The following is a 22,465-nucleotide window of genomic DNA, read 5'->3' as shown; positions in this document are numbered from 1 at the left end:
TTAAAGAAAAACTAAAAGGACTTAGTCCTGTTCAGTACAGAACTAAATCCTTTCAATAATATTTTTTGTCTAACTTTTTGGGGTCAGTACAAAGGTGTCTGGAGATAGCTGATTATCTTAGTAAGCCAAAAACTCTTCCAAGTCTTTGAGGGAACGCTCTGCTATTGCCTCATAACGCTCCTTCTTATCGCGGATCCGCGGTCCGTCCAGCTCCTTGATGATGCCAAAGTTGACATTCATAGGCTGGAAGTGCTTGCTTTCGGTGTGGGTGATGTAGAATGGCAGAGCACCGATGGCTGTGGTCTGTGGGAAGATGACCGGCTCTTCGCCACGGAAACGGCGAACAGCGTTGATACCGGCCACTAAGCCAGAGGCGGCAGACTCGACATAGCCTTCGACTCCTGTCATTTGACCTGCAAAGAAAAGATTTGGATTTTTCTTGGTCGCAAAGGTCTGTTCCAATAAGTTTGGCGAATCCATGTAGGAATTGCGGTGCATAACGCCGTAGCGGACAAACTCCGCATTTTCAAGCCCTGGAATCATCTGGAAAACCCGCTTCTGCTCACCCCACTTAAGGTGAGTCTGGAAGCCAACAATATTGTAAAGGCTACCTGCTGCGTTGTCCTGACGGAGTTGGACAACGGCGTAAGGTGTCTTGTATTCGCCGTCACGAGGTCCCTTGTAATCTTCTGGATATTCCAGACCAACTGGCTTCATCGGGCCATATAACATGGTTTTGATCCCACGTTTGGCCATGACCTCAATCGGCATACAGCCTTCAAAGTATTTTTCTTTTTCAAAGGAGTTGAGCGGTGCTTCCTCGGCTGAAATCAAGGCCTCATAGAAAGCGGTAAACTGTTCCTTGTTCATCGGAGCATTGAGATAGGCAGCCTCTCCCTTGTCATAACGGGACTTGAGATAGACCAAATCCATGTTAATGGTCGAGCTATCGACAATCGGTGCTGCCGCATCGTAGAAGTAAAAACCGTCGCCACCATTCAGTGCGTGAATCTTCTCCGCCAAGGCGTCTGACGTCAAAGGCCCTGTCGCAATAACTGTGATAGCATCTTCAGGGATTTCTGTAATCTCACCGCGAATGACCTCAATCAGTGGATGATTGTGAATCTCATCTGTGACCGCTTGGGAGAAATTCTCACGGTCCATAGCCATTGCACCGCCAGCAGGCACCCGGTGAGCCTCTCCGGCACGCATGATAATGGAATCCAAGCGACGCATTTCTTCCTTGAGCAGACCGACAGCGTTGGTCAAACTATCGCCACGGAAAGAGTTGGAACAAACCAACTCCGCAAACTTGTCGGTCTTGTGCTGTGGCGTCGGCTTGACACCACGCATCTCGTAGAGTTTGACAGGAATGCCACGCTTGGCAATTTGATAAGCAGCTTCTGAGCCAGCCAAGCCAGCTCCGATAACGTTAATGTGGGTTTGAGACATGAAACTAATACCTCTAGCCAGACTATCTGACTACTGTTTGGGAATGACCCAAAACAGAACCTTTCTAAATTTTTTAACCTATCTAGTATATCAAAAAATGACCGGAAAAGACAAAAACGACTCTCATAGTATGAAAGTAGTTCTATCATTTTACACAATATAATTTACGTAAATTATCAATGACTGATTTTTAATGGATGACTAGCATGCTGGTGCTTGATTTTCCAGCCTTGGTCGTAAATAAGCCCCAGCGTGAAACGGTCTGTGACAGACTGCTCAAAGCCGATTTTTGAAAATCGAGCATCAAAATAGGCAAAGGCACAGGTTGGGGATTCATGGATTGCTAGGTTTGAAAACTCCACTGCTACCCTATCCGTCGCAATTTCTTGAAACCCAAAAGTCACCATATCTGCCAAGTCCTTCTTACCAGACAAAGACCACTGCCCAGCCACATCGTAAATCAAAACATCGTCACAATACAGGGACAACATGAGATCCAAATCCTTTTCCAAGACAGCTTGCTTATATAATTCTAATACTTTCTCAATCCTATTTGCCATTTCTCTCCAATCTTACACATCCAGGAAGTCTACATATTCTCTTAGCTTAGCTGCTAATTCTTTTCTATCTACAAGCAGATTATAGACACCATCTTCACTCAAGACACCACAGGGAAGATTTTTAAATTCCCCTCTATCAGCTATATCCACATCTTCTAAGAAGGTCGAACTTTGGTAATAGTCCAGCAATTCCAGATAAGCTGGTTGGCTTGTTTCGACCTGTTCTAGAAGGGATTGCAATGCTGAAACGAGCTGGATTTGGGAATTAAATATTTTTTCCATCTGTTCAACCCGCTGTCTGCTCTGCCATTTTCCATTCATCAATGCGTTGCCCCTCCAACAGTTTTGATGTCTTCCTTGTCCGCATAGGCTACAAGGGCTGAAATGGCCGCTTCGATCCCTTTGACTATCACCTCAAGGGACATGGACGGAAGACCTGGCTTGTCCAAGACCTGCTCAGGAAGATAGGGAATATGGAGGAAGCCTGCCTTGGTTTTTGGAAATTGTTTCTCCGCCAAGTATAGTGCCTGATACATGAGATGGTTGCAGACAAAGGTGCCAGCAGTGTTTGAAACAGAAGCTGGAATGCCAGCAGAATGAATGGCTTCTACCATGGCCTTGATAGGTAGGGTTGAAAAATATGCTGCTGGGCCATCTGGACGGATGGTTCTGTCAATGGGTTGTTGCCCCTCATTATCTGGAATGCGAGCGTCATCCTGGTTGATGGCCACGCGCTCAGGTGTCAAATCTACACGTCCCCCTGCTTGTCCAATGCAAAGCACTGCATCAGGTTGAAATTCTGCCATTTTTTCTTCTAAAACACGAGCAGCCTTGTCAAAAACAGTCGGAACTTCGACAATCATAATCTCTGCACCTGCTATGGTAGGGGGTAAGGACTTGATGGTTTCTAAAGCTGGATTGATAGCCTCACCGCCAAAGGGATCAAAACCTGTTACTAAAATTTTCATCGTTTTCCTCCAAAATGATTTCTCCATAATGAAATTTTTGATTGGGTCTGATATGGCGTCTAAAACCAAATTTTTCAAATGCCTGATCTCTAAAATGAGCCTTTAAAATCAATTTCTTCCGAGCCACGCGCCTGCATTCTTTCAAAAAATCTTCAGACAGGGCCGTATAGTTGGCAAAGGGTTTCAGACCATCAAGATTATCAGATTCCTTTATCTCCTGTGTAAACATGGGATCAACATAAATCACATCTACTGACTGGTCTGCTTGTGACTGTAAGTAAGTCAAACTGTCCGTCCAAATCGTCTGAATAGACCGCATGGCCTGATTAACCGCGTCATTGCCACTATCAAACTCTTTCAGACCTCGGCTCACCATAAAATGAATAAGCTGAGAACTCTCCAAGGCAGTCACCTGATGACCCGCACTAGCTAAGACAATACTATCAGACGCCAGTCCCATGGTACAGTCCAGGACGGTTTGTTTATCAGGTCCTAGTAATTCCAAGAGTGGATCTCTTCCAGATTTGATACGTAAGATAGCTGTGTCAGGGTGGAAAAAGAAGCGTTGTCCATTTTTTTCTTCCAAAACTAGCTGACCCTGATAAACCACAAGCACCGCGTCAGCTTCTGTTTCTGCTAGAATGGACTGGACTGACCTCTTACGACGGTCTTGATAGTCTAGATTGAGCTGCACTGCTATTTCCCTAGCCTGTAAGATTAGATTTTGGTTCATTCTAAGACTTGTTGTGACTATTATTTTCATAAGTCTATTGTACCAGAAATACTGAAAATGCAGTCTTCATTTTGTAGAAATGACTCTACTCTGGCACAATAAGCTTCAAGCGAATATCTGTCGACTGTAATGCTTTTTGAACTTGCACTAAGAAAGCAAGGCCATTGTCTGATGGGGCATACTGAAAAGTCAGGTTGATAACTTTTTCTGTAAAGTCATCACCGTAACCTTCCACATACTGTTTGCTTTCGATAAAGTGAATGTAGTTGTTCAGCTTTTCTTGGAGTTTGAGAAGGTGTTGTTTTTCTAGCGGTTTTCGCCATTTGTTGCTATCTAGCAATAACATTTCCAAATGATTTTCTATAACTCCTATAGAATCAATTTTGGTTGGATCAAGTTCAATCGGAAAAATTTCCTCAAGTGATGGAACTTCTTGAGGTCTGTTGGCTAATTCCTTAAGCTTATTCATAATCCTATCAATTGTTGTTTTGTCATACTCAAGAAATTCTGGTGTTTCACTCATCCAAGCACAAACCGCTCCATATCGAACTGATTCTGTTTCCAAAGGTATCTTGACAACTTTTTCAAAAAAAATCGGAACAAATTGTTCAAGTTCAATAATAAAAGGAAGGTTATTGTAGCTACTTAATAACCATTTCTGAATTTTAAAATACTGAGAGACCTAATACAATTTATTTATCTCACCACTTGCTACAAAATCTTTTAGAATATTTTCTGTGCGACGAACGATATCTCTATCTCCCTCTTCATACAAAGGAAACAAACAGTATCTTATCAAAACCTCCATATCTGTAATACCTTCAAAGAAAGATTCTCGATGACGAATCATAAATTCGCCATCACCAAGAAACAATTCATCCTCTTTACCTTCTTTTATGGCTTGCTTATATTTCTCAAGTTCCCAACCTGTTTTAACTGGCTGATAGTCTTTCATCAGTTATTTCCTCCTACCCATTGGTTTATTCTGACAATCCCCTCTGTTGGATAAGTCTGATTCGTTGTAACATTAGGAATAAAAACATTAGGATTTTTTATTTCATAATATCCCTTTTCTGCAATTGAAGCTTGGAAGTCTTCATACTGAATGCCCTCGCATATCAATAGTAGGCATAAGTAGCTCACTCTCAGAATTTGTCATATCAGCCCCTGACCAAGTTTTAGCCCCTGGAATATTAAGTGGATTCGAACCTGGCGTATCACCATTGACAAATGATACCGAGTCATTATCTATAACATTTTGAACCCATTCGTGTGTATACTCAACTTGTTTCAAAATGGATGCGAGAGATAACAACTCCAACCTCATTCCCACTCCTAGGCTCCGCTTTAGACCAAGTCTAGCCAAACCGTTTATGCACAATGAAGAATATTTCTACCCTCCCATTATACCAAAAAATCCAGACAAGTTGACCCTGTCTGGATTTACAAGTTAATAACTTAGAACCTCAAAAAAATGTAACTTGGAATTTGGGAATCCATTGCTTAGCCATAAACCAAAAGTAAATTAAGACGATCTAAACAAAACCTACTTTCCCAAACTTTCCTTATATCGCTTGGACTTTTTACCATACCAGTCTTCTACGGAATAACCAGATAGTTGACGGTAATCTTCGGAATATTTCTCCAAGTAATATCCCTCTATACAACTAGTAGCAATAGCTACAGAGAAATAAAACGGGAGGATAGAAAAAAAACACTAAATGTCATCGCCAGGGAGCGTAAAAAATCATTATGGTAAATGTCTTCTCCACTTGCACTTTGAAAGCTATTTTTAAATACAAAACGACTAACAATGAGAAGAACAACTAAACCACCACCATATCTTTTTGAAAAAGCAACAAATTTTTCCAGGAATTTGTACAAGATGTTATTTGATGGTTGTCCTTGATACAATACTCCTTCTGTTTTCTTTACAAACGAAATAAGACGTTCTGATACCACTATACTAAAAATACCGACATTGACGATAATTGACAGAACTGAACCCCATAGAATCGCAAATCCTACAGCACATATCAGCCAAAATTGTAAAATAAAACAACTCATCACCAAAAACATATACCTATTAAAAATATAGTAGAATAGAACTCTATACTCCTTGACTTTTCTCAATTCCATCAGATAACAGAATAAAAACAGCAAACTTAGTACTAATGGGATTCGAAATAATAGTTCAGCTTTTAAAAATAACAATACTCCAGATTCCTTATCAATATAGCTTCCAATTAAACTGAGTAGCCCGATGAAAAGAACCATCGTAAAAAAACCTAAAATTTTCTTCTTATATCCATGTTGATTAACATCATCCATAGAAGTTTTGATGTATTTATCTGTTACAAGATTCATACTCTCTTCTACAGAGGCATTCCATATTGTTTTTTTCATGTTTTCTCCTTAACCAAACCAAGATAATTCAGGGATTTGGCCTAAATTCACCGTTCTCAGAATCTACTTTAATGGTGACGATGTCGTCTATTATTGACTGCTCTAAATTAGGATCCGGAAAACTCTGACGTAGCTTTTCCCACTCTGGTGAGAAACTATCTCCCCCAATCATCACATTCCCAGTCTTCTGCGACACGACATCAATCCGTGTGCCCTTAGGTATCTCAACACCGCCGAAAAAGTCGCCCTTGCCTGCCTCGTCAAAACCAATCGCATCCACTCGGATTTTCTGCTCCACGCCATCAACCGTCATCTTGATCGTGATGTTATTCTCGACCTTCTGGCGATTTTACCAAACTCGACCGTTTGCAAGTCCACAAAGTCCTGATCCTAACGAGCGTTGAGCTGAATTTGGCTTGGGCTTGAGACTTCAATGTGAGAAAGTTGGCTTTGAAGTCCCTAAACAGAGGCCCCTATAATTTCGATAGAGTCGATAGATTCCGTATTAGTATAAATAGATGGAGCAGTTAAATTAAAACGAAAAACTATTTTTTGATATAGTCTATCTATTGCTTCAGATTCCGTATTAAATTCAGCCCTTATTTTAAAATCTTGACGCTCACTTACTTCATAAAATTTATACTTTTGTGACTCCTCATCAAAATAGTAGCCGAGAGTAAATTGCCCACCAAATTTTCTTCCTGGCATAATAGTAAATGCCCCTATTTCAGATTGGTGAGCTTCCACAAAATTCAGTAATTCTTGCTTTGTCATTGATCTTCCTCAAGCTCTAATTCAATAATAGATTTCTGTTCCAGACTTGGTAAGGTATCATCGGGAAGGATGGTCTCAACCCGAGTTGCGTAGGCAGAAGCAAAACCGAATACAACCACAATAATCGCAACCGAATAAACTAGAAAAACCCTTTTTAGAAAGGCACTAGAAACTGAGTAGCCCTCTGTCGAATACTGTTTCAGCTCAGGTTGTTTTTTCTCTAAGATATTTTTGGAAAAAACATAGGGTCTGACTGCACTCATCAATACAGATAGAAACACCATCGTCACAAGTGAATTGTACATTTGTGTTCTCGCACCAATCACTGTGATATAAAACATGCTGGAAAACAAGACAAGTCCAAAAATAATCAGTAAAATCAAGGAAACCTGAGCATCCTTCTTCAATTGTACAAACTCTTCTACTGTCATTTTTTCTATTTTCATTTTATTCCCTTATTTACCTTGCCGATCCTACTAGTTATAATTACAACTCTATTATATCAAAAAGACGACCTCTTGCGAAGTCGTCTATGCTGCAAATTTGCATTATCTTCTATATAGCCTGTGTCATAAAGCTACGGCTTTCCAACACCTTAATCATAGCTTCTGCTGTATCAAGGGCTGTAAAGAGTGGAATTCCTCCTTCAATAGCAGAGCTTCGAATGACCTGACCGTCGTCATCGGCTACACGTTTTTTACCAACCGTATTGATAATAGCCTGGACCTTACCTGCTCGAACAAGACTTGGAATATCTTGATAAGCTGCATCGCCCAATTTGCCAACAGTTGTTACAGCAAGTCCATTTTCTGTTAGAAAGGCGGCTGTTCCTGCCGTAGCCAGTAGGCCATAACCTAGTTCATGGAAGCGTTGAGCAAGACCTAGTGCTTCCTCCTTGTCTTCATCCGCAATGGTAAAGACTACATTACCAAATTCAGACAGGTGTTGATAGCTTGCTTCAAAAGCCTTATACAGTGCTTTTTCAAGTGTCAAGTCTGAGCCCATAATTTCACCAGTAGATTTCATCTCAGGTCCCAGCAAACTATCTACTTTGGCGAGTTTTGTAAAGGAGAATACAGGTGCCTTGACGTGCACTTGGTTGCTCTCAGGATAAAGACCGTCTTGGTACCCCAGTTCCGCAAGGCTTTGTCCCAAAATCAATTTGGTTGCAACCTGAGCCATTGGAATGTCTGTGACTTTGGACAAGAATGGCACCGTACGACTGGCACGAGGATTGACCTCAATGACATAGACCGTTTCATCCTTGATGACAAACTGGATATTCATCATACCGATACAGTTGAGACCGATTGCCAAGCGTTTGGTGTAATCTGAAATGGTCGCCTGCACTTCTTTAGACAAGGTTTGTGGCGGATAAACGGCCATTGAGTCCCCTGAGTGAACCCCTGCACGTTCGATATGCTCCATAATCCCTGGAATCAAGACATCCTTACCATCTGAAATCGCATCGACTTCGCACTCACGACCGACGATGTAAGAATCCACCAAAATAGGATGTTCTGGCGAAGCCTTGACCGCCGTTCTCATATAAGAACGCAAATCCGCTTCATTTTCGACAATCTCCATAGCACGACCGCCCAAGACATAAGAGGGACGAACAAGTACCGGGAAACCAATTTTGCGGGCCGTTTCTAGGGCTTCCTCTTCATTGGTTGCGGTTTGGCCTGGTGGCTGTGGAATCCCAAGGTCTTTCAGGGCTTTTTCAAATAAATCCCTGTCTTCAGCTCTATCCAAATCCGCTACTTGCGTACCCAAGATTGGAATACCTGCTTTGGCCAATGGCTCTGCCAAATTGATAGCCGTCTGGCCACCGAACTGAACGATAACCCCTTTTGGCTGTTCCAAATCAATGACATTCAAGACATCTTCCAAGGTCAATGGCTCAAAATAAAGCTTGTCCGAAACCGAAAAGTCAGTTGACACAGTTTCAGGGTTTGAATTCATAATGATGGCTTCGTAGCCCGCTGCCTGAATGGCCTTGACAGAATGCACTGTCGCATAGTCAAACTCCACACCCTGACCGATACGAATTGGTCCAGACCCCAGCACCAAAACGGATTCTTTTTCCGAACGGATGGACTCATTTTCCCACTCATAAGTTGAATAGAAATACGGCGTTGAACTTTCGAATTCAGCCGCACAAGTATCCACCATCTTGTAGACTGGGATAATCTTGTGTTCTGTTCTCAGTTGATGGATGTAGGATTCTGTCCGTCCCCAGAGTTCCGCAATCTTGCGGTCTGCAAAACCGTATTTCTTGGCTTTTTTCAATAGGTCAATGTTATCAAAATTCGTTGCCAATTCCTGTTCGATTTCCAAGATATGCAATAGCTTGTCAAGGAAGAAGACATCAATCTTGGTCAACTGAGCCAATTCTTCTACTGTATAGCCACGTCGAAGGGCTTCTGAAAGATAGAATAAACGATCATCCTGTGCCTTGACAATCTTTTCAACCAATTGGTCATCTGTCACTTGGCTGAGTTCAGGCATTTCATTGTGATAGACTCCGATTTCCAAAGAACGACAGGCCTTGAGTAGGCTTTCTTCGATGTTACGACCAATAGCCATGACCTCACCAGTTGCCTTCATCTGCGTTCCAAGGCGACGTTCCCCTTTCTCAAACTTATCAAATGGGAAACGTGGAATCTTAGCCACAACGTAGTCAAGAGCAGGCTCGAACATGGCATAGGTTGTTCCCGTAACAGGGTTGACCATTTCATCCAAGGTCAAACCAACCGCAATTTTTGCGGCCAATTTGGCGATAGGATAGCCCGTTGCTTTTGATGCCAAGGCAGACGAACGGGACACACGTGGGTTTACTTCAATGACATAATATTTGAAACTATGTGGATCTAGTGCCAACTGCACATTACAGCCACCTTCGATTTTGAGGGCACGAATAATACTCAGACTGGCATCACGCAACATCTGGTTTTCAATATCCGAAAGCGTCTGCGTTGGGGCAAATACGATAGAATCCCCTGTATGAATTCCCACAGGGTCAAAGTTTTCCATGTTACATACGACCAAGGCATTGTCAGCCGCATCGCGCATCACTTCGTATTCAATTTCTTTGAAACCAGCAATGGAACGTTCAATCAAACACTGGGTTACTGGCGACAGTTTCAGACCATTTTCTGCAATTTCACACAGTTCTTCTTCATTGGCACACATACCACCGCCAGTTCCACCCAGCGTGAAGGCTGGGCGAACAATGACAGGATAGCCAATTTCAGCAGCAAATTCCAAAGCCTCATCAACTGTTGTCACAATCGTTGACTCAGGAATAGGCTGATTGAGGTCTTCCATGAGTTGTTTGAAGAGGTCGCGGTCCTCTGCCTGATCGATTGCAGACAATTTTGTCCCTAACAACTCAACTCCAAGCTCATCTAAAATACCAGCCTTAGACAATTCCATGGCCATGTTGAGACCAGTCTGACCACCCAGGGTTGGCAAGAGAGCATCTGGACGCTCCTTCCGTAAAATCCGTGTGACAAATTCAAGCGTGATCGGCTCAATATAAACCTTGTCTGCTATTTCCTTGTCTGTCATAATGGTCGCAGGGTTTGAATTGACTAAGACAACACTATAGCCTTCTTCCTTCAAAGCCAAACAAGCCTGAGTCCCAGCATAATCAAACTCCGCAGCCTGACCAATAATAATCGGACCAGACCCGATCACCATAATTTTCTTAATATCCGTACGTTTTGGCATAATTTTAAGATATTAAGGGCGTTAAGCGGACACAGTCAAAATAGGAGTTTGACCAAGAACGCTTGCGTTCGAGGAAAAACTATCTTTTTGACCCAGTCCGTAGCCCGAATTCAATTAGAAAATCCGAGCAACAGAACACCCCTTCTCCTTTCTATTCGTCAACTCTCAGGTTGACATTAAATAAGATAAGTCCGACGCCGTAAGGTTTAGCTCGATATTAGTTAAACCTTACGGCTAGTGCAAGGAATTGCCTGACCTCCATAGAGGTAGGCGTAGGGAAATGAGTTGCTCGCAACCATTGATCTGTCCCTTGCCTTTCTATTCGTCAACTCACAGGTTAACATTAAATAACTGACATTCGGCAATAAAGTGTTTTCGAAATTGTAAACAATAGATTTATTATCTTGCCTGGAAACCATCCATCAAATCCATAAATTCATCAAAGAGATAGCTAGCATCGTGTGGACCAGGTGCTGCATCCGGATGGAATTGAACAGAGAAACCTGGATGGTACTTATGGCGTACCCCTTCAACTGATTTGTCGTTGATTTCCTCATGTGTAATCATCAAACACTCTGGCAAATCTTCACGAGCAACAGCATAACCGTGGTTCTGACTGGTAAAATCTACTCGACCAGTCGCAATTTCACGAACCGCATGGTTAAATCCTCGATGTCCGAACTTCATCTTGTAAGTTGTAGCACCATTGGCCTTGGCGAAGAGTTGGTGCCCCATACAGATACCAAAAATTGGAATTTTGCCAAGAATGCCCCGAATCATGTCCAAGGCTTCTAGAACATCATCTGGGTTACCAGGACCGTTTGACAGCATGACACCGTCTGGATTAAGAGCCAATATTTCTTCTGCTGTCGTATCGTAAGGAACAACCGTCACATTGCAGTCGCGTTTTGCTAATTCACGAAGAATAGAATGCTTCAAGCCAAAATCAACCAGCACAACACTACGGCCAATTCCAGGCGCAGGATAGGCTGTTTTGGTAGATACTTGCTGGATGTTGTTGGTTGGCAAAACGGTCGCCCTCAGCTGATCCGTCAAATGCTCAACGGAATCACCAACATTTGCAAGAGTCGCCTTCATGGTCCCGTGCTGACGAATAATTTTTGTCAAGGCGCGTGTGTCAATTCCAGAAATAGCTGGAATTTTCTTAGCCTTTAAAAATTCATCCAAAGTCATCTGGTTACGCCAGTTACTTACCCTACGAGCCCATTCACTAACCACAACCCCCTTACAGGTCGGATTGATGGATTCATAATCATCTCGATTGATCCCGTAATTTCCAACTAAAGGATAGGTAAAGGTTAAAATCTGACCATTATAGGACTGGTCTGTGATTGATTCCTGGTAACCCGTCATCCCCGTTGAGAAAACTAACTCACCAGTCACATCAATATCAGCACCAAAGGCCTCACCTTCAAAAATAGTACCATCTTCCAAAATTAAACGTCTTTTTGACATAAACTATGATACAAAGCCCGTTAAAAGGACAAAGTGAAAATAGGAAATTCGACGCCGACGCTATGAGCGTCAAGACGATATTTATCTTTTTCACACAGTCCTTAGGGCGTGTTCGAATAGAAAACTAGATCATACTCGAACCTGTATCTTCTCCTTTCTATTTTCTATCTCTCCGGATAGAATTAAATAATAGTCCGACGCCGTAAGGTTTAGCTCGATATTAGGTAAACCTTACGGCTAGTGTCAGAGCTAGCAAAGGTCCGATAGGACTTTGCGTAGAAGGAAACATGCCTTGCATGTAGTCCGACTTGCTCTGACCGACATTTGTACAGTCAATTCGATAATAATTGACTGTACAAACTAGTGCAAGGGATAGCCTTAAAGTATATCACCATTTCCAAGAGCAGGTGTCAACATCTCAGCGCAGTGGTTGATTGGTAAATTTGTTCGTATTCTATACTCCAAATTTAACCTAATCAACTGTGCGGGGGGTGGGAAGACGAGCTCTTTTTTACTTTTCGAGTTCTTTCCCACTCCCAGGCCTAGGGAAATGAGTTGCTCGTAACCATTGACCTGTCCCTTGCCTTTCTATTCGTCACCTACCTGAGTGACATTAAGTAAGATAAGTCTAATAAATTCTTAAGCCTTACCATTAACAATAGCTTCCAAAATCGCCATCCGGACAAATACTCCATTCTGCATTTGTCTGACGATGCGTGATTTTGATGCCTCTACTAAATGGTCATCAATTTCTACATCACGATTGACAGGGGCAGGATGCATGACAATAGCTCTGTCTTTCAAGCGCTTGTAGCGTTCTTCAGTCAAGCCATGCAAGCGATTGTAGGTTTCTTTCGAAAAGCCTCCATCACCATCATGGCGCTCGTGTTGCACACGAAGCAACATCAAGACATCTACTTTCTCAACAATATCATCAATATTCACATGTTGACCATAAACATCAAATTCCTCTGCATACCACTCTTCTGGTCCAGCAAAGTAAATTTCCGCACCCAAACGCTTCAAAATTTGCATATTTGACTTGGCAACCCGTGAGTGTGTAATATCACCTGCAATGGCAATCTTCAAGCCTTCAAAAGTTCCAAATTCTTCATATATGGTCATCAAATCTAGCAAGGACTGGCTTGGGTGTTGCCCAGAACCATCACCGCCATTGACAATTGATGTCTGAATGGTCGGGCTATCAATCAACTGCTTGTAGTAATCTACTTCAGAATGACGAATGACACAGATGTCGACCCCCAAGGCTGACATAGTCAAAATCGTATCATACAAGGTTTCACCCTTATTGACCGAACTGGTACGCGCATCAAAGTCAATCATCCCCATATCCAAACGAAGCTCTGCCATTTCAAAAGACTTGTGGGTCCTAGTCGAATCCTCAAAGAATAGGTTGGAAGCATAATACTTCCTATCCAACTCTACCCGCTCCCCACCTTTGAAAGCAATTCCTCTCTGAATAAGCCCGAGCACTTCCTCGTTTGAAAGAGTTTCCATAGTAACCAAGTGTTTGAGTGAAACTTTACCATTTGTAATTGTCATGACGATACCTGCCTTTAGGATATAAGATGTAGAATATTGAGTTGAAAAATAAACGACTAAGCTCCCTCGACTAGGAGGACAGAATCCTGACCATCGATTTCAGCCATGTGAACGATGATTTCTTCCGAACGACTAGTCGGAATGTTCTTCCCAACATAGTCCGCTCGAATAGGTAGTTCTCTGTGACCACGGTCAACTAGAACAGCCAGACTTACGCGAGCTGGTCGCCCCAAGGAAACCACATTGTCAATAGCCGCACGAATGGTCCGACCCGTATAGAGCACATCGTCCACTAAAATAACATCACGCTCATTCACATCAGCAGTCATGCTTGTCGTATCTTCTTCGACTTTTACATCATCACGGAAAGGCTTGGTATCCAGTTCCCCCAGTGGAACATCAATCCCCTCTAACTGTTTCAGCCTTTCCTGAATACGTTTAGCAATGAACACCCCGCGGGTTTTTATACCTGCCAGAACAATATTATCCAAATTTTTGTTCCCCTCGATAATTTCATAGGTGATACGGGTGATGGCCCGTTTCATGGTCATATCGTCAACGATTTCTTTTGTCTTCATAAAGACCTCCAAAAAATATAGAAAAAAGTCCCCTTTTACAAGGAGACTATGAAAATATAGGCTAGTATAGTCATTTGAATTAGCTTTGATACATCGTCACTTTCGGCTTGCCATACTCCAGTATTGCCTGCACCTCAGTTCCTTGTCTGAAAGCTAATTCATTCGACTATATTATCTACTAACCTGATTAACACGTTGCTCCTTGTCTGCCTCTCTGGACAGGATTTAAAGGATTGATTAAGCAAAGTATAGCACAATTTTTCTACCTAGACAAATTCTTACTGTAAAAAATTTGAAAATCTTCGGATTTTGCTGAGAATCTTACCTGTTTAGCAGACCACGACCAACATTGAGGGATTTTACACCTGCCAAAATAAACCCACTAAACAGATAAGCTACAAATATTGTACCTGCATAGGTCAAGACAAAGTTCCAACCATATTTGGGAACATTGAGGAAGAAATAAGCAAAGGGGCTATCCTTGGCATCAGGAATTGGAATTTTGATAAAAAGACCATTAACAAGCCCAAAAATCATGTAAAGAATTGGTAAAAGCGTCCACCAAATCGGGTCAAACCACTTGTACTGTTGCTGACGATCCACCAACAAGGTATCTGATAAGAAATAAAGTGGAACTATATAGTGACAAAGCAAATTTTCCACTCGCCAAAAATCATCTACAAGAGGCGCCAACATAAAATGATAGACCACACAGGTAATCATGATAGACATGGTTACCGCTGCCTTGATTCGCAAGAATTTTGATGATTGCAAGTCATGCCCTTTGTGCATAGCATAGACCATATAGACCGCAAAAACAGATACCAACAAGTTGGACTGAACCGTGTAATACATGAGCATGCCAATACCATACTTGATGATTTCTAGAGCAGTTCCCGTAATCGCTAAAGCCGCCAACAAACACCTGCTATAAAATAATAAACTTTGATTCTTCATACTATCCTTTCAAAAACGACAAAAGACTGGATGGACCAGCCTTCTCTCTTAGATTTTTTTAACAAATTCTGATTTCAACTTCATGGCACCAAAACCATCGATCTTACAGTCGATATTGTGGTCACCCTCAACGATACGGATGCCTTTAACACGTGTACCTTGTTTAAGGTCCTTAGGCGCACCTTTCACTTTCAAATCTTTGATAAGCGTCACAGTATCGCCGTCCGCCAAACGATTACCGTTTGCGTCGATAGCAACTGGACCACTCTCCTCCTCAGCTACATCCGCTGGGTTCCACTCATAAGCACACTCAGGACAGACCAAGAGGGCGCCGTCTTCATAAACATATTCAGAATTACATTTTGGACAATTTGGTAAATTTTCCATATTTTTTCACACTCCTTACATTTTCATCGTCTTCTAGTATAGCATTTGTTGGGAAAATGGGCAAGATGAACAGGTTTTCATCAGCCATTTAACTGACGAAGTTTTTCAAGTGTTTCTTGGAAAATAGCTGGCGCTTCTGCCGTAAACTCCACCACTTCCCCAGTTCTTGGATGGGTAAATCCAAGCGTTCTGGCATGAAGAAATTGGCCATGTCCCTTGAGTGTCTTTTTAGGACCGTAGGCCTCATCACCAGCCACAGGATGACCGATATAAGCCATGTGAACACGAATTTGATGAGTTCGTCCGGTTTCCAAGGTCAATTCTAGCAAGGTATAATCTCCGAAACGTTCCAAAACCTGAAAACGTGTCACAGCTTCTTTCCCTTTGGCTGTCACAGCCTGTTTCTTGCGGTCTTTCTCAGAACGGCCAATCGGCGCTTCAATCATCCCACGGTCATTTGGCAGATTGCCATGAACAATCGCCCAATATTTACGAAGCGACTTTTTGTCTTTTAATTCAGCAGCCAACTTTGTATGTGCTTCATCATTTTTAGCAATCATGAGCAAACCAGATGTGTCCTTGTCAATCCGATGGACAATACCTGGTCGCAGAACACCATTGATACCTGACAAATCCTTGACATGATACAAAAGCGCATTGACCAGCGTTCCAGATGTGTGACCAGCTGAAGGATGAACCACCATACCTTGAGGTTTATTCACTACTGCAACATCCTCATCCTGATAGACAATTTCTAAAGGAATGTCCTCAGCTACATAGTCGATCTCTTCTATTTCTGGCACCTGATAGGTTAGAATGTCACCAACTTGCACACTGTATTTGGCTTTTTTAGGCTGCCCATTAACCAAAACCTGACCATTTTTAATCTGTTCATTGGCAACTGAACGGGACAAGTCTGTCAAATCCGCCAAGGCCTTGTCCAACCGAACGCCACCAATCTCAACTCTTACTTCCATTACTATCTTCTTTCATAATACTAATAAACAAAATTCCTACACCAACAGACAAACACATATCCGCCACATTAAATACTGGGAAACTGATAAAATCCAAGTGGAACATATCCACTACATAACCTAGTCGAATTCGATCAATAAAATTCCCCAGAGCTCCAGCAATCATCAAAGCCAGGCTAAACAAGGTCCACAGGTTACCCTTGATTTGCTTCACATAATACCAAATCAAAGTTGTTACAACAACAAGAGTAACAATCATGAAAAACCATTGTTGATTTTGTAAAATAGACCAGGCTGCACCATAATTTCGCAAATAAGCCAGACTCATAAATCCTGGAAGAAACGGCTCAACCGTATCTAATTCAATATTGGCAACTGTCCAAGCCTTGACAATCTGATCAAGACCTATCAAAACAACTGCCAGAATTGGAAATCCAAACTTTCTCATACTAACCTTTCTTCGCATCAAAATATCGATGCATCATTTCAATAAAATCTAAAGCACACTGGCTTAATTCTCCATCAGCTCGTTTGACGTAGACCATGCGATTATCAATTTGATCTTTAATTGGAATGACCGTAATCCCATTGACACTCTCGCTATCCAAAAATCCAGAACCAGTCGCGTAGGCATCCGTTCTTTCCAAAATTCCATTCAAGGTTGCACGGTCCGTCACATCAAAGGTAACGGAAGAATCTGACGTATCAACCAAATTTTCAGAATAGTACAGATAGGCTTCTTTTTCCTGAGTAAATCGAACAGTCGGCAGACCAACTAAATCACTTAAGTCAACCTCATCCTTACTGGTCAAAGGATGATCTTTGCGAAGATAGATGTGGGTTTGAAAATCAATTAAATCTTCTACTTCCAGCTTGAGCTTTTCCAGTTTTTGCATAATCCCCTTGGTATTGCGGCTGTTTAAATAAATAATCCCAAGCTCACTATACCCCTGGGCCACTTCATCTAAAATCTGTACGGTAGTGGATTCAAAAATACGAAGATTTTGGTACTGAGGATGGGCAGTAGAAAACTCCGTTATTAAAGGTGGTAAGAAATCGTAATGCTGGCTGGAAATGGAAAAGATTTTTTCGCTCTCTTCAGCTTGTAAATAACGATTTTCAAACTGATCAAAGCCCTTTACCAAGGCTTGCGCCTTCTCATAAAACTCCATGCCTTCCTTGGTTAGAACCGTTCCTGAACTGGTCCGATTAAAAATCTGAAAACCAACCTCTTTTTCCAAATCTCGAATAGAAATGGACAAACTTGGCTGTGAAACGTACATTTTTTCCGCTGCCTCACGAAAGGTACCACTGTTGGCAATGGCAACAACATAGCGTAATTGTTGAATGTTCATACTTGAAACCTCTTAAAACTGCTTTTTCCATTATATCAAAAAAAGGAGGAAATTGCTGAAAAAGTCAGTCCCATCACAGTATTTTTGAATTCTCGATTTAAACTTATGGACTAATTTTTACTCTTTAAATAGACAATTTGAGTCTGTTCCTCAAATCCTAATTTCCTATATAACTTCCAAGCACCCTCGTTTTCCTCTTCAACGGCAATTTGAAAATCTTTAGAATTTCTTTCAATCAGATCATTGATGACCAATTTGACCAAGTTCGTACCAATACCTCTTCCTCTGGCATCTTCGTCCACTGCTAAACCATAGAGGTAGTTGTAGCTTGTAGAAAGGTCTACAGTGCAGGAGCCAAGGATCTTCTCATTATTTTTGATAATATATAAGTTACTATTCTCATCTTGAATCGCTTCTTTGGCATACTGCTCACTAACTTCCAAAGAGGTGTCAAAAGCCTTAGACTGAAAGTTAGCAATAGCAGGGATATCACTTTCTACAGCCAATGCAAAGGTTAAGTCACTCAGGTTTACATCTTCGAATGGATGACGATTTCTGCATAACCAGGTTTCCCTCTCTTCTTCTGCTACTAGATTCATATTTTCTAGTAAATTAGGATGATGCTCTAAGAAAACTTGCTCTGTCACAAAAAGCGGACCAAGAAGTTGATGCTCTTTCTGAATCCTTTCAAAGCGTGCTAACAGTTGGCTACTAATTCCTCTTCTTCGGACATCTGGTCTGACAAGGAGGCTCACCTCAGCAAAATCTTCCTTATCATCTGCATAAATCGCTAACAAACCAAGTAAGGTATCTTCCTGAAAGGCAAGCAAAAAAGCTGGCATACTTTTATCGAAATTAAGCATATTTGATAAGTAAGGCTGCCGATGACTACCATCTGCAATTTGACATTCTCTATTTAACTGTTGACAAGCTACCAACTCACTTTCAGACAATAGCTTTCTACTAACAATTTTAAGATTTTTCATTTTCAAAAAACTCCCTTGTTTTTATATTATTCAAAAAATAAAAAGGCCCGATGGACCTTTTTATATGATTATTTTGCGATTGGGTAAACAGATACTTGTTTCTTATCGCGACCTTTACGTTCGAAGCGTACAACGCCTTCTACTTTAGCGTAAAGAGTGTCATCTCCACCACGACCTACGTTAGCTCCTGGGTAGATTTTTGTACCACGTTGGCGGTAAAGGATTGAACCACCTGATACAGTTTGGCCGTCAGCAGCTTTCGCACCAAGGCGTTTCGCTTGTGAATCACGACCGTTTGACGTTGAACCTCCACCTTTTTTGTGGGCCATAAATTGCAAGTTAGCAAGATTCAAGTTTAACATATGTTATTCCTCCGAATTTCTGTAATGATTGCTTCAAGCTACGCCTTAAGCGTTGATAGCGTTGATAACAACTTTTGTGTAAGGTTGACGGTGACCTTGTTTGCGGTGGCTACCTTTTTTAGGTTTGTACTTGAAGGTAACAACTTTTTTCTGTTTACCTTGTTTTTCAACAGTACCAACAACAGTAGCGCCTGCTACAAGTGGAGTACCCACAACAGTTTTCTCACCACCAACAAGAACTACTTCTTCGAAAGTAACTTCTTGACCTGCTTCAACGTTCAATTTTTCAACGTAGATAGCTTGACCGACTTCAACTTTAACTTGTTTGCCGCCAGTTTTAATGATTGCGTATGTGCTCATTATGCACCTCCTATGAATTTTGGGCCTTGCCCGAATTTAATGTGAAGACTCGCCTAGTACCGTGGGACGAACCACTTAAACGGTAGTCGTGCGGTTGCACAGGGTGTGCATAGTCAACACTCCTATTATAACAAAAACACCTGCAAATGCAAGTGTTTTGTATCATTTTTTTACATTTCAAAAACTTCGCTCTCCTGCTTGTTTGGCAAGAAAAGTGAAAGAACGATTCCGACAAGAGCAGGCAATAACCATGCTAATGATTGTCCGGCCAATGGCAGAGCTGAAATGATTGTTGAAATAGCTGTCCAACCAAATTGGCCTGCCAAAACTTCTACCAATGACAAAGCTGTTACTAAGCCAACTGTCAACTGCATACCGTAAGTAGAAAGTGGTACAAATTTATTGACAATGGTAATTAAAACAATACAGATCGTAATTGGATAAAGAATCAAAAGAACTGGAATAGAGAAGGCAATAATCTTACTCAAACCAAGATTGGCAATCCCAAAACCAATCAAGGTAAAGACAGTCGCATATACTTTGTAGCTAAAACGTGGAAAACGCTCAGCGAAAAATTCACCAGAAGACACAATCAAACCAGCTGTTGTAGTGAAGCAGGTTACGATAACCATCGCTGCCAAGAAAATCTGTGCACTTGGTCCAAAGATGGCTTGGGTTGCTTGAGATAAAACATAGACACCCTTGTTCGTATCGGACGCCAAAACATCTGCTGGCACTGGGAAATGATTTCCAAGGAAAGCCAAACCAACATAAAGCGCTGAGAAAGCCAAGGCTACAATAAGGCCTACTGACCAAATGGTAGATACATATTCCTTCTTGCTGGAGAAACCAAGTTGTTTCAAGGTATTGACAGCTACCACACTAAAAGCAACCGCCGCAAGAGCATCCAAAGTGTTATATCCTTCAATAAATCCTGTACCAAAAGCCTGTCCAGCTGAGTAAGCTTCTGCTGCCGGCAGAGGACTGGTCGAACCATCCTTGATAGCTCCTAGAACAACCAAAATAACAATCAAAATAGCGAATACTGGAGTTAAAATTCGTCCAATACTATTCAAAATCTGAGATGGATTGAGGGCAATCAGGTAGGCTGCCACAAAGTAGAGAGCTGTAAAACCGAACAACCAAATTCCAAGGTTTGCTTCACCCAACAATGGCGCAATACCAATTTCAAAGGACGTTGTAGCCGTACGCGGAATGGCAAAGAAAGGACCAATGGACAAATATAAGGCAACAAGATAAACCGTTGCAAAGGCCGGTGAAATCTTGCGAGAAATTTCATGTACATAGCCTTTTGGGTTTAATGTACCGACAATCAAGGCAATGACTGCAATTCCGACACCCGATACGACAAATCCTAAAATTGCTGGCCAGAAATTCTCACCAGATAAGACACCAAGTGCAGGTGGGAAAATCAAGTTTCCTGCACCAAAAAACATACCAAACAGGAGTAATCCTGTTAGTGCTCCTTTTTTCATAATAACTCCTTTGTATTTTTCTGAAGTCTTATTATATCATACAAATTCATTTTTTCCGAACGATTCGAACTAAAAAATCCAGCAATAGCTGGATTTAAATGTATACCAAAATAATTGTATACTACAGTAAGTCTTCAATCAAACTATCCACTTCGTCTCTCACTTCCTCTTTCGGAGTGATTTCAGTTAGGATAATCCCTGCTACAGCTCGTTCCACCAAGCCTTCCACATCCATGCGGGCTTCGTACTGCTCCACATTTTTAATCTTAGGATTAGTCTTTGGACGGTCAGGGGCAAAGATGGTACAGCAATCCTCAAATGGCTGGATGGAAATATCAAAGGTATCAATTTCTTGTGCAATATCAATGATTTCCAACTTGTCCATGGTAACGACTGGACGGATAACAGGTGTATTTGTCACCGCATTGATAGCCTGCATGGATTCCAAGGTTTGACTGGCCACTTGTCCTAGACTTTCACCATTGATAATAACCATGGCACCACGCTCTTCCCGTACTCGGTCTGTAATCCGCATCATGAAACGTCGGGTCAAGGTCATCAAATAAGCTTCAGGTGCCTTTTCCTTGATTTCTTCCTGAATTTCTGTAAACGGCACTTCGATGAAGGTGATATTACCACCAAAGGCAGTCAATTTACGAGTCAAATCATGGGCCTTTTTAAGTGCACCTGGGCTAGTATATGGAGGGCTAGCAAAGTGCAGGGCTTCGATTTCAACCCCACGTTTGAGCGCCAAATAACCCGCAACTGGCGAATCAATACCACCTGATAACATCAGTGTACCCTTGCCAGATGTACCAACTGGCAGTCCACCTGCACCCTTGATATCTTCATGGGAAATATAAGCAGCGTCAGGACGAATTTCCACTCGCAATGTAATGTCTGGCGACTTCATCTGGACCTGTACATTTGGAATAGCTGTGAAAACCGCATCCCCAAGAACTTGGTTGAGGTCACGGCTATCCAATTCAAAACTGTGGTCGCTACGACGCGCAGCAATCTTGAAGGTCATCCCTTCCTTGTATATGGACTGCATTATTTCAACAACCGCTTCTTTCAAGGCTGGAACAGACTTCTCAACCTTATATGACGGTGCAAAATTTTGGATCCCAAAAATCTTCTTTAAAGAAGCTGAAACTTCCTGATAATCCGCCCCATTCAAATAGACATGACCACGGTCACGGTCAAAATAAACGGTCACTTCTGGGTAAACAGAAAGGACATGCTTGATATTATTGCGGAGTTTGTTGACAAACCGCATCTTGTTTTTTCCTTTAGTTGACAATTCGCCATAGCGAATCATAATTTCTGAATAGTTCATA

The 22,465-nt window shown here is 41.8% G+C and carries 27 protein-coding genes and 1 other annotated feature; of the genes, 1 reads left to right on the top strand and 26 read right to left on the bottom strand.

Going from position 1 to position 22,465, the window contains the following annotated elements; all coding sequences use genetic code 11:
* Positions 1 to 59, top strand: a 59-nt coding sequence (locus tag RFK25_RS11750) for an IS3 family transposase (RefSeq protein ID WP_443035555.1), incomplete at its 5' end; no start/stop codon positions are given.
* Positions 60 to 117: 58 nt separating this feature from the next.
* Here the strand turns inward: RFK25_RS11750 and trmFO are convergent.
* The 26 genes from trmFO to thiI form a co-directional block, all read right to left on the bottom strand.
* Positions 118 to 1,452 carry a methylenetetrahydrofolate--tRNA-(uracil(54)-C(5))-methyltransferase (FADH(2)-oxidizing) TrmFO gene (trmFO, locus tag RFK25_RS05520; RefSeq protein WP_029173094.1) on the bottom strand — a complete coding sequence of 445 codons (1,335 nt, stop codon included), beginning with the start codon at positions 1,450 to 1,452 and terminating at the stop codon, positions 118 to 120.
* Between the two features lie 176 nt (positions 1,453 to 1,628).
* Entirely contained in the window at positions 1,629 to 2,012 is a 384-nt protein-coding gene (locus tag RFK25_RS05515; RefSeq protein ID WP_332412114.1) for a YybH family protein, read from the bottom strand.
* A 12-nt stretch (positions 2,013 to 2,024) separates the two neighbouring features.
* The gene (locus RFK25_RS05510) at positions 2,025 to 2,333 is read right to left on the bottom strand and encodes a DUF4298 domain-containing protein (RefSeq protein WP_332412113.1); all 309 of its coding nucleotides are present in this window, start codon (positions 2,331 to 2,333) and stop codon (positions 2,025 to 2,027) included.
* Complete coding sequence (pcp, locus tag RFK25_RS05505; RefSeq protein ID WP_332412112.1) at positions 2,333 to 2,980, bottom strand: pyroglutamyl-peptidase I; 648 nt, start codon at positions 2,978 to 2,980, stop codon at positions 2,333 to 2,335. The genes RFK25_RS05510 and pcp overlap by 1 nt, the downstream gene beginning before the upstream one ends.
* On the bottom strand, positions 2,955 to 3,743 hold the full coding sequence (locus tag RFK25_RS05500) for a class I SAM-dependent methyltransferase (protein ID WP_332412110.1): 789 nt from the start codon (positions 3,741 to 3,743) through the stop codon (positions 2,955 to 2,957). Before RFK25_RS05500 ends, pcp begins: the two co-directional genes overlap by 26 nt.
* Before the next feature lie 55 nt (positions 3,744 to 3,798).
* The gene (locus RFK25_RS05495) at positions 3,799 to 4,278 is read right to left on the bottom strand and encodes a DUF6572 domain-containing protein (protein ID WP_332412109.1); all 480 of its coding nucleotides are present in this window, start codon (positions 4,276 to 4,278) and stop codon (positions 3,799 to 3,801) included.
* A 117-nt stretch (positions 4,279 to 4,395) separates the two neighbouring features.
* Positions 4,396 to 4,668, bottom strand: a complete 273-nt coding sequence (gene ifs / locus RFK25_RS05490; RefSeq protein WP_332412107.1) for an NAD glycohydrolase toxin immunity factor — start codon at positions 4,666 to 4,668, stop codon at positions 4,396 to 4,398.
* A gap of 141 nt (positions 4,669 to 4,809) precedes the next feature.
* Positions 4,810 to 5,040, bottom strand: a complete 231-nt coding sequence (locus RFK25_RS05485) for a hypothetical protein (protein ID WP_332412105.1) — start codon at positions 5,038 to 5,040, stop codon at positions 4,810 to 4,812.
* Between the two features lie 353 nt (positions 5,041 to 5,393).
* Positions 5,394 to 6,119, bottom strand: coding sequence for a hypothetical protein (locus RFK25_RS05480; RefSeq protein WP_332412104.1), 726 nt, complete (start codon positions 6,117 to 6,119; stop codon positions 5,394 to 5,396).
* Between the two features lie 28 nt (positions 6,120 to 6,147).
* On the bottom strand, positions 6,148 to 6,432 hold the full coding sequence (locus RFK25_RS05475) for a hypothetical protein (protein ID WP_332412103.1): 285 nt from the start codon (positions 6,430 to 6,432) through the stop codon (positions 6,148 to 6,150).
* A 146-nt stretch (positions 6,433 to 6,578) separates the two neighbouring features.
* Positions 6,579 to 6,893, bottom strand: a complete 315-nt coding sequence (locus RFK25_RS05470) for a hypothetical protein (RefSeq protein WP_332412100.1) — start codon at positions 6,891 to 6,893, stop codon at positions 6,579 to 6,581.
* Positions 6,890 to 7,339 carry a hypothetical protein gene (locus tag RFK25_RS05465; RefSeq protein WP_332412098.1) on the bottom strand — a complete coding sequence of 150 codons (450 nt, stop codon included), beginning with the start codon at positions 7,337 to 7,339 and terminating at the stop codon, positions 6,890 to 6,892. The genes RFK25_RS05470 and RFK25_RS05465 overlap by 4 nt, the downstream gene beginning before the upstream one ends.
* A 109-nt stretch (positions 7,340 to 7,448) precedes the next feature.
* Complete coding sequence (gene carB / locus RFK25_RS05460; RefSeq protein ID WP_332412097.1) at positions 7,449 to 10,628, bottom strand: carbamoyl-phosphate synthase large subunit; 3,180 nt, start codon at positions 10,626 to 10,628, stop codon at positions 7,449 to 7,451.
* 399 nt (positions 10,629 to 11,027) lie between these two features.
* Positions 11,028 to 12,104, bottom strand: a complete 1,077-nt coding sequence (locus tag RFK25_RS05455; RefSeq protein WP_332412096.1) for a carbamoyl phosphate synthase small subunit — start codon at positions 12,102 to 12,104, stop codon at positions 11,028 to 11,030.
* Between the two features lie 639 nt (positions 12,105 to 12,743).
* On the bottom strand, positions 12,744 to 13,667 hold the full coding sequence (locus tag RFK25_RS05450; RefSeq protein WP_332412094.1) for an aspartate carbamoyltransferase catalytic subunit: 924 nt from the start codon (positions 13,665 to 13,667) through the stop codon (positions 12,744 to 12,746).
* 56 nt (positions 13,668 to 13,723) lie between these two features.
* On the bottom strand, positions 13,724 to 14,245 hold the full coding sequence (gene pyrR, locus RFK25_RS05445) for a bifunctional pyr operon transcriptional regulator/uracil phosphoribosyltransferase PyrR (protein WP_332412091.1): 522 nt from the start codon (positions 14,243 to 14,245) through the stop codon (positions 13,724 to 13,726).
* A 321-nt stretch (positions 14,246 to 14,566) separates the two neighbouring features.
* Positions 14,567 to 15,202, bottom strand: coding sequence for a Pr6Pr family membrane protein (locus RFK25_RS05440; RefSeq protein WP_332412089.1), 636 nt, complete (start codon positions 15,200 to 15,202; stop codon positions 14,567 to 14,569).
* A 48-nt stretch (positions 15,203 to 15,250) separates the two neighbouring features.
* The gene (locus RFK25_RS05435; protein ID WP_277941246.1) at positions 15,251 to 15,589 is read right to left on the bottom strand and encodes a zinc ribbon domain-containing protein YjdM; all 339 of its coding nucleotides are present in this window, start codon (positions 15,587 to 15,589) and stop codon (positions 15,251 to 15,253) included.
* A gap of 80 nt (positions 15,590 to 15,669) precedes the next feature.
* Positions 15,670 to 16,566 carry an RluA family pseudouridine synthase gene (locus RFK25_RS05430; protein ID WP_172024852.1) on the bottom strand — a complete coding sequence of 299 codons (897 nt, stop codon included), beginning with the start codon at positions 16,564 to 16,566 and terminating at the stop codon, positions 15,670 to 15,672.
* The gene (gene lspA, locus RFK25_RS05425; RefSeq protein ID WP_172024853.1) at positions 16,550 to 17,014 is read right to left on the bottom strand and encodes a signal peptidase II; all 465 of its coding nucleotides are present in this window, start codon (positions 17,012 to 17,014) and stop codon (positions 16,550 to 16,552) included. The genes RFK25_RS05430 and lspA overlap by 17 nt, the downstream gene beginning before the upstream one ends.
* A gap of 1 nt (position 17,015) precedes the next feature.
* The gene (locus tag RFK25_RS05420) at positions 17,016 to 17,921 is read right to left on the bottom strand and encodes a LysR family transcriptional regulator (RefSeq protein WP_332412080.1); all 906 of its coding nucleotides are present in this window, start codon (positions 17,919 to 17,921) and stop codon (positions 17,016 to 17,018) included.
* A gap of 110 nt (positions 17,922 to 18,031) precedes the next feature.
* Positions 18,032 to 18,907 carry a GNAT family N-acetyltransferase gene (locus RFK25_RS05415; RefSeq protein WP_332412078.1) on the bottom strand — a complete coding sequence of 292 codons (876 nt, stop codon included), beginning with the start codon at positions 18,905 to 18,907 and terminating at the stop codon, positions 18,032 to 18,034.
* Positions 18,908 to 18,975: 68 nt separating this feature from the next.
* Positions 18,976 to 19,269, bottom strand: coding sequence for a 50S ribosomal protein L27 (gene rpmA / locus RFK25_RS05410; protein ID WP_009909754.1), 294 nt, complete (start codon positions 19,267 to 19,269; stop codon positions 18,976 to 18,978).
* Between the two features lie 45 nt (positions 19,270 to 19,314).
* A complete protein-coding gene (gene rplU, locus RFK25_RS05405; protein ID WP_002941330.1) occupies positions 19,315 to 19,629 on the bottom strand; it encodes a 50S ribosomal protein L21 in 315 nt (104 codons plus the stop codon).
* Positions 19,630 to 19,664: 35 nt separating this feature from the next.
* Positions 19,665 to 19,735 (bottom strand) — a sequence feature (ribosomal protein L21 leader region).
* Positions 19,736 to 19,799: 64 nt separating this feature from the next.
* Positions 19,800 to 21,128, bottom strand: coding sequence for a branched-chain amino acid transport system II carrier protein (gene brnQ / locus RFK25_RS05400; protein WP_443035554.1), 1,329 nt, complete (start codon positions 21,126 to 21,128; stop codon positions 19,800 to 19,802).
* A 118-nt stretch (positions 21,129 to 21,246) separates the two neighbouring features.
* Entirely contained in the window at positions 21,247 to 22,464 is a 1,218-nt protein-coding gene (thiI, locus tag RFK25_RS05395; protein WP_332412076.1) for a tRNA uracil 4-sulfurtransferase ThiI, read from the bottom strand.
* Position 22,465: the final 1 nt, after the last annotated feature.

Origin of the sequence: Streptococcus sp. SS-4456 (assembly GCF_036680365.1) — a bacterium.
In the GTDB taxonomy this organism is placed as follows: Bacteria; Bacillota; Bacilli; order Lactobacillales; family Streptococcaceae; genus Streptococcus.
Note: the sequence above shows the minus strand (reverse complement) of the source record. Positions and strands in the feature narration are given on the sequence as shown.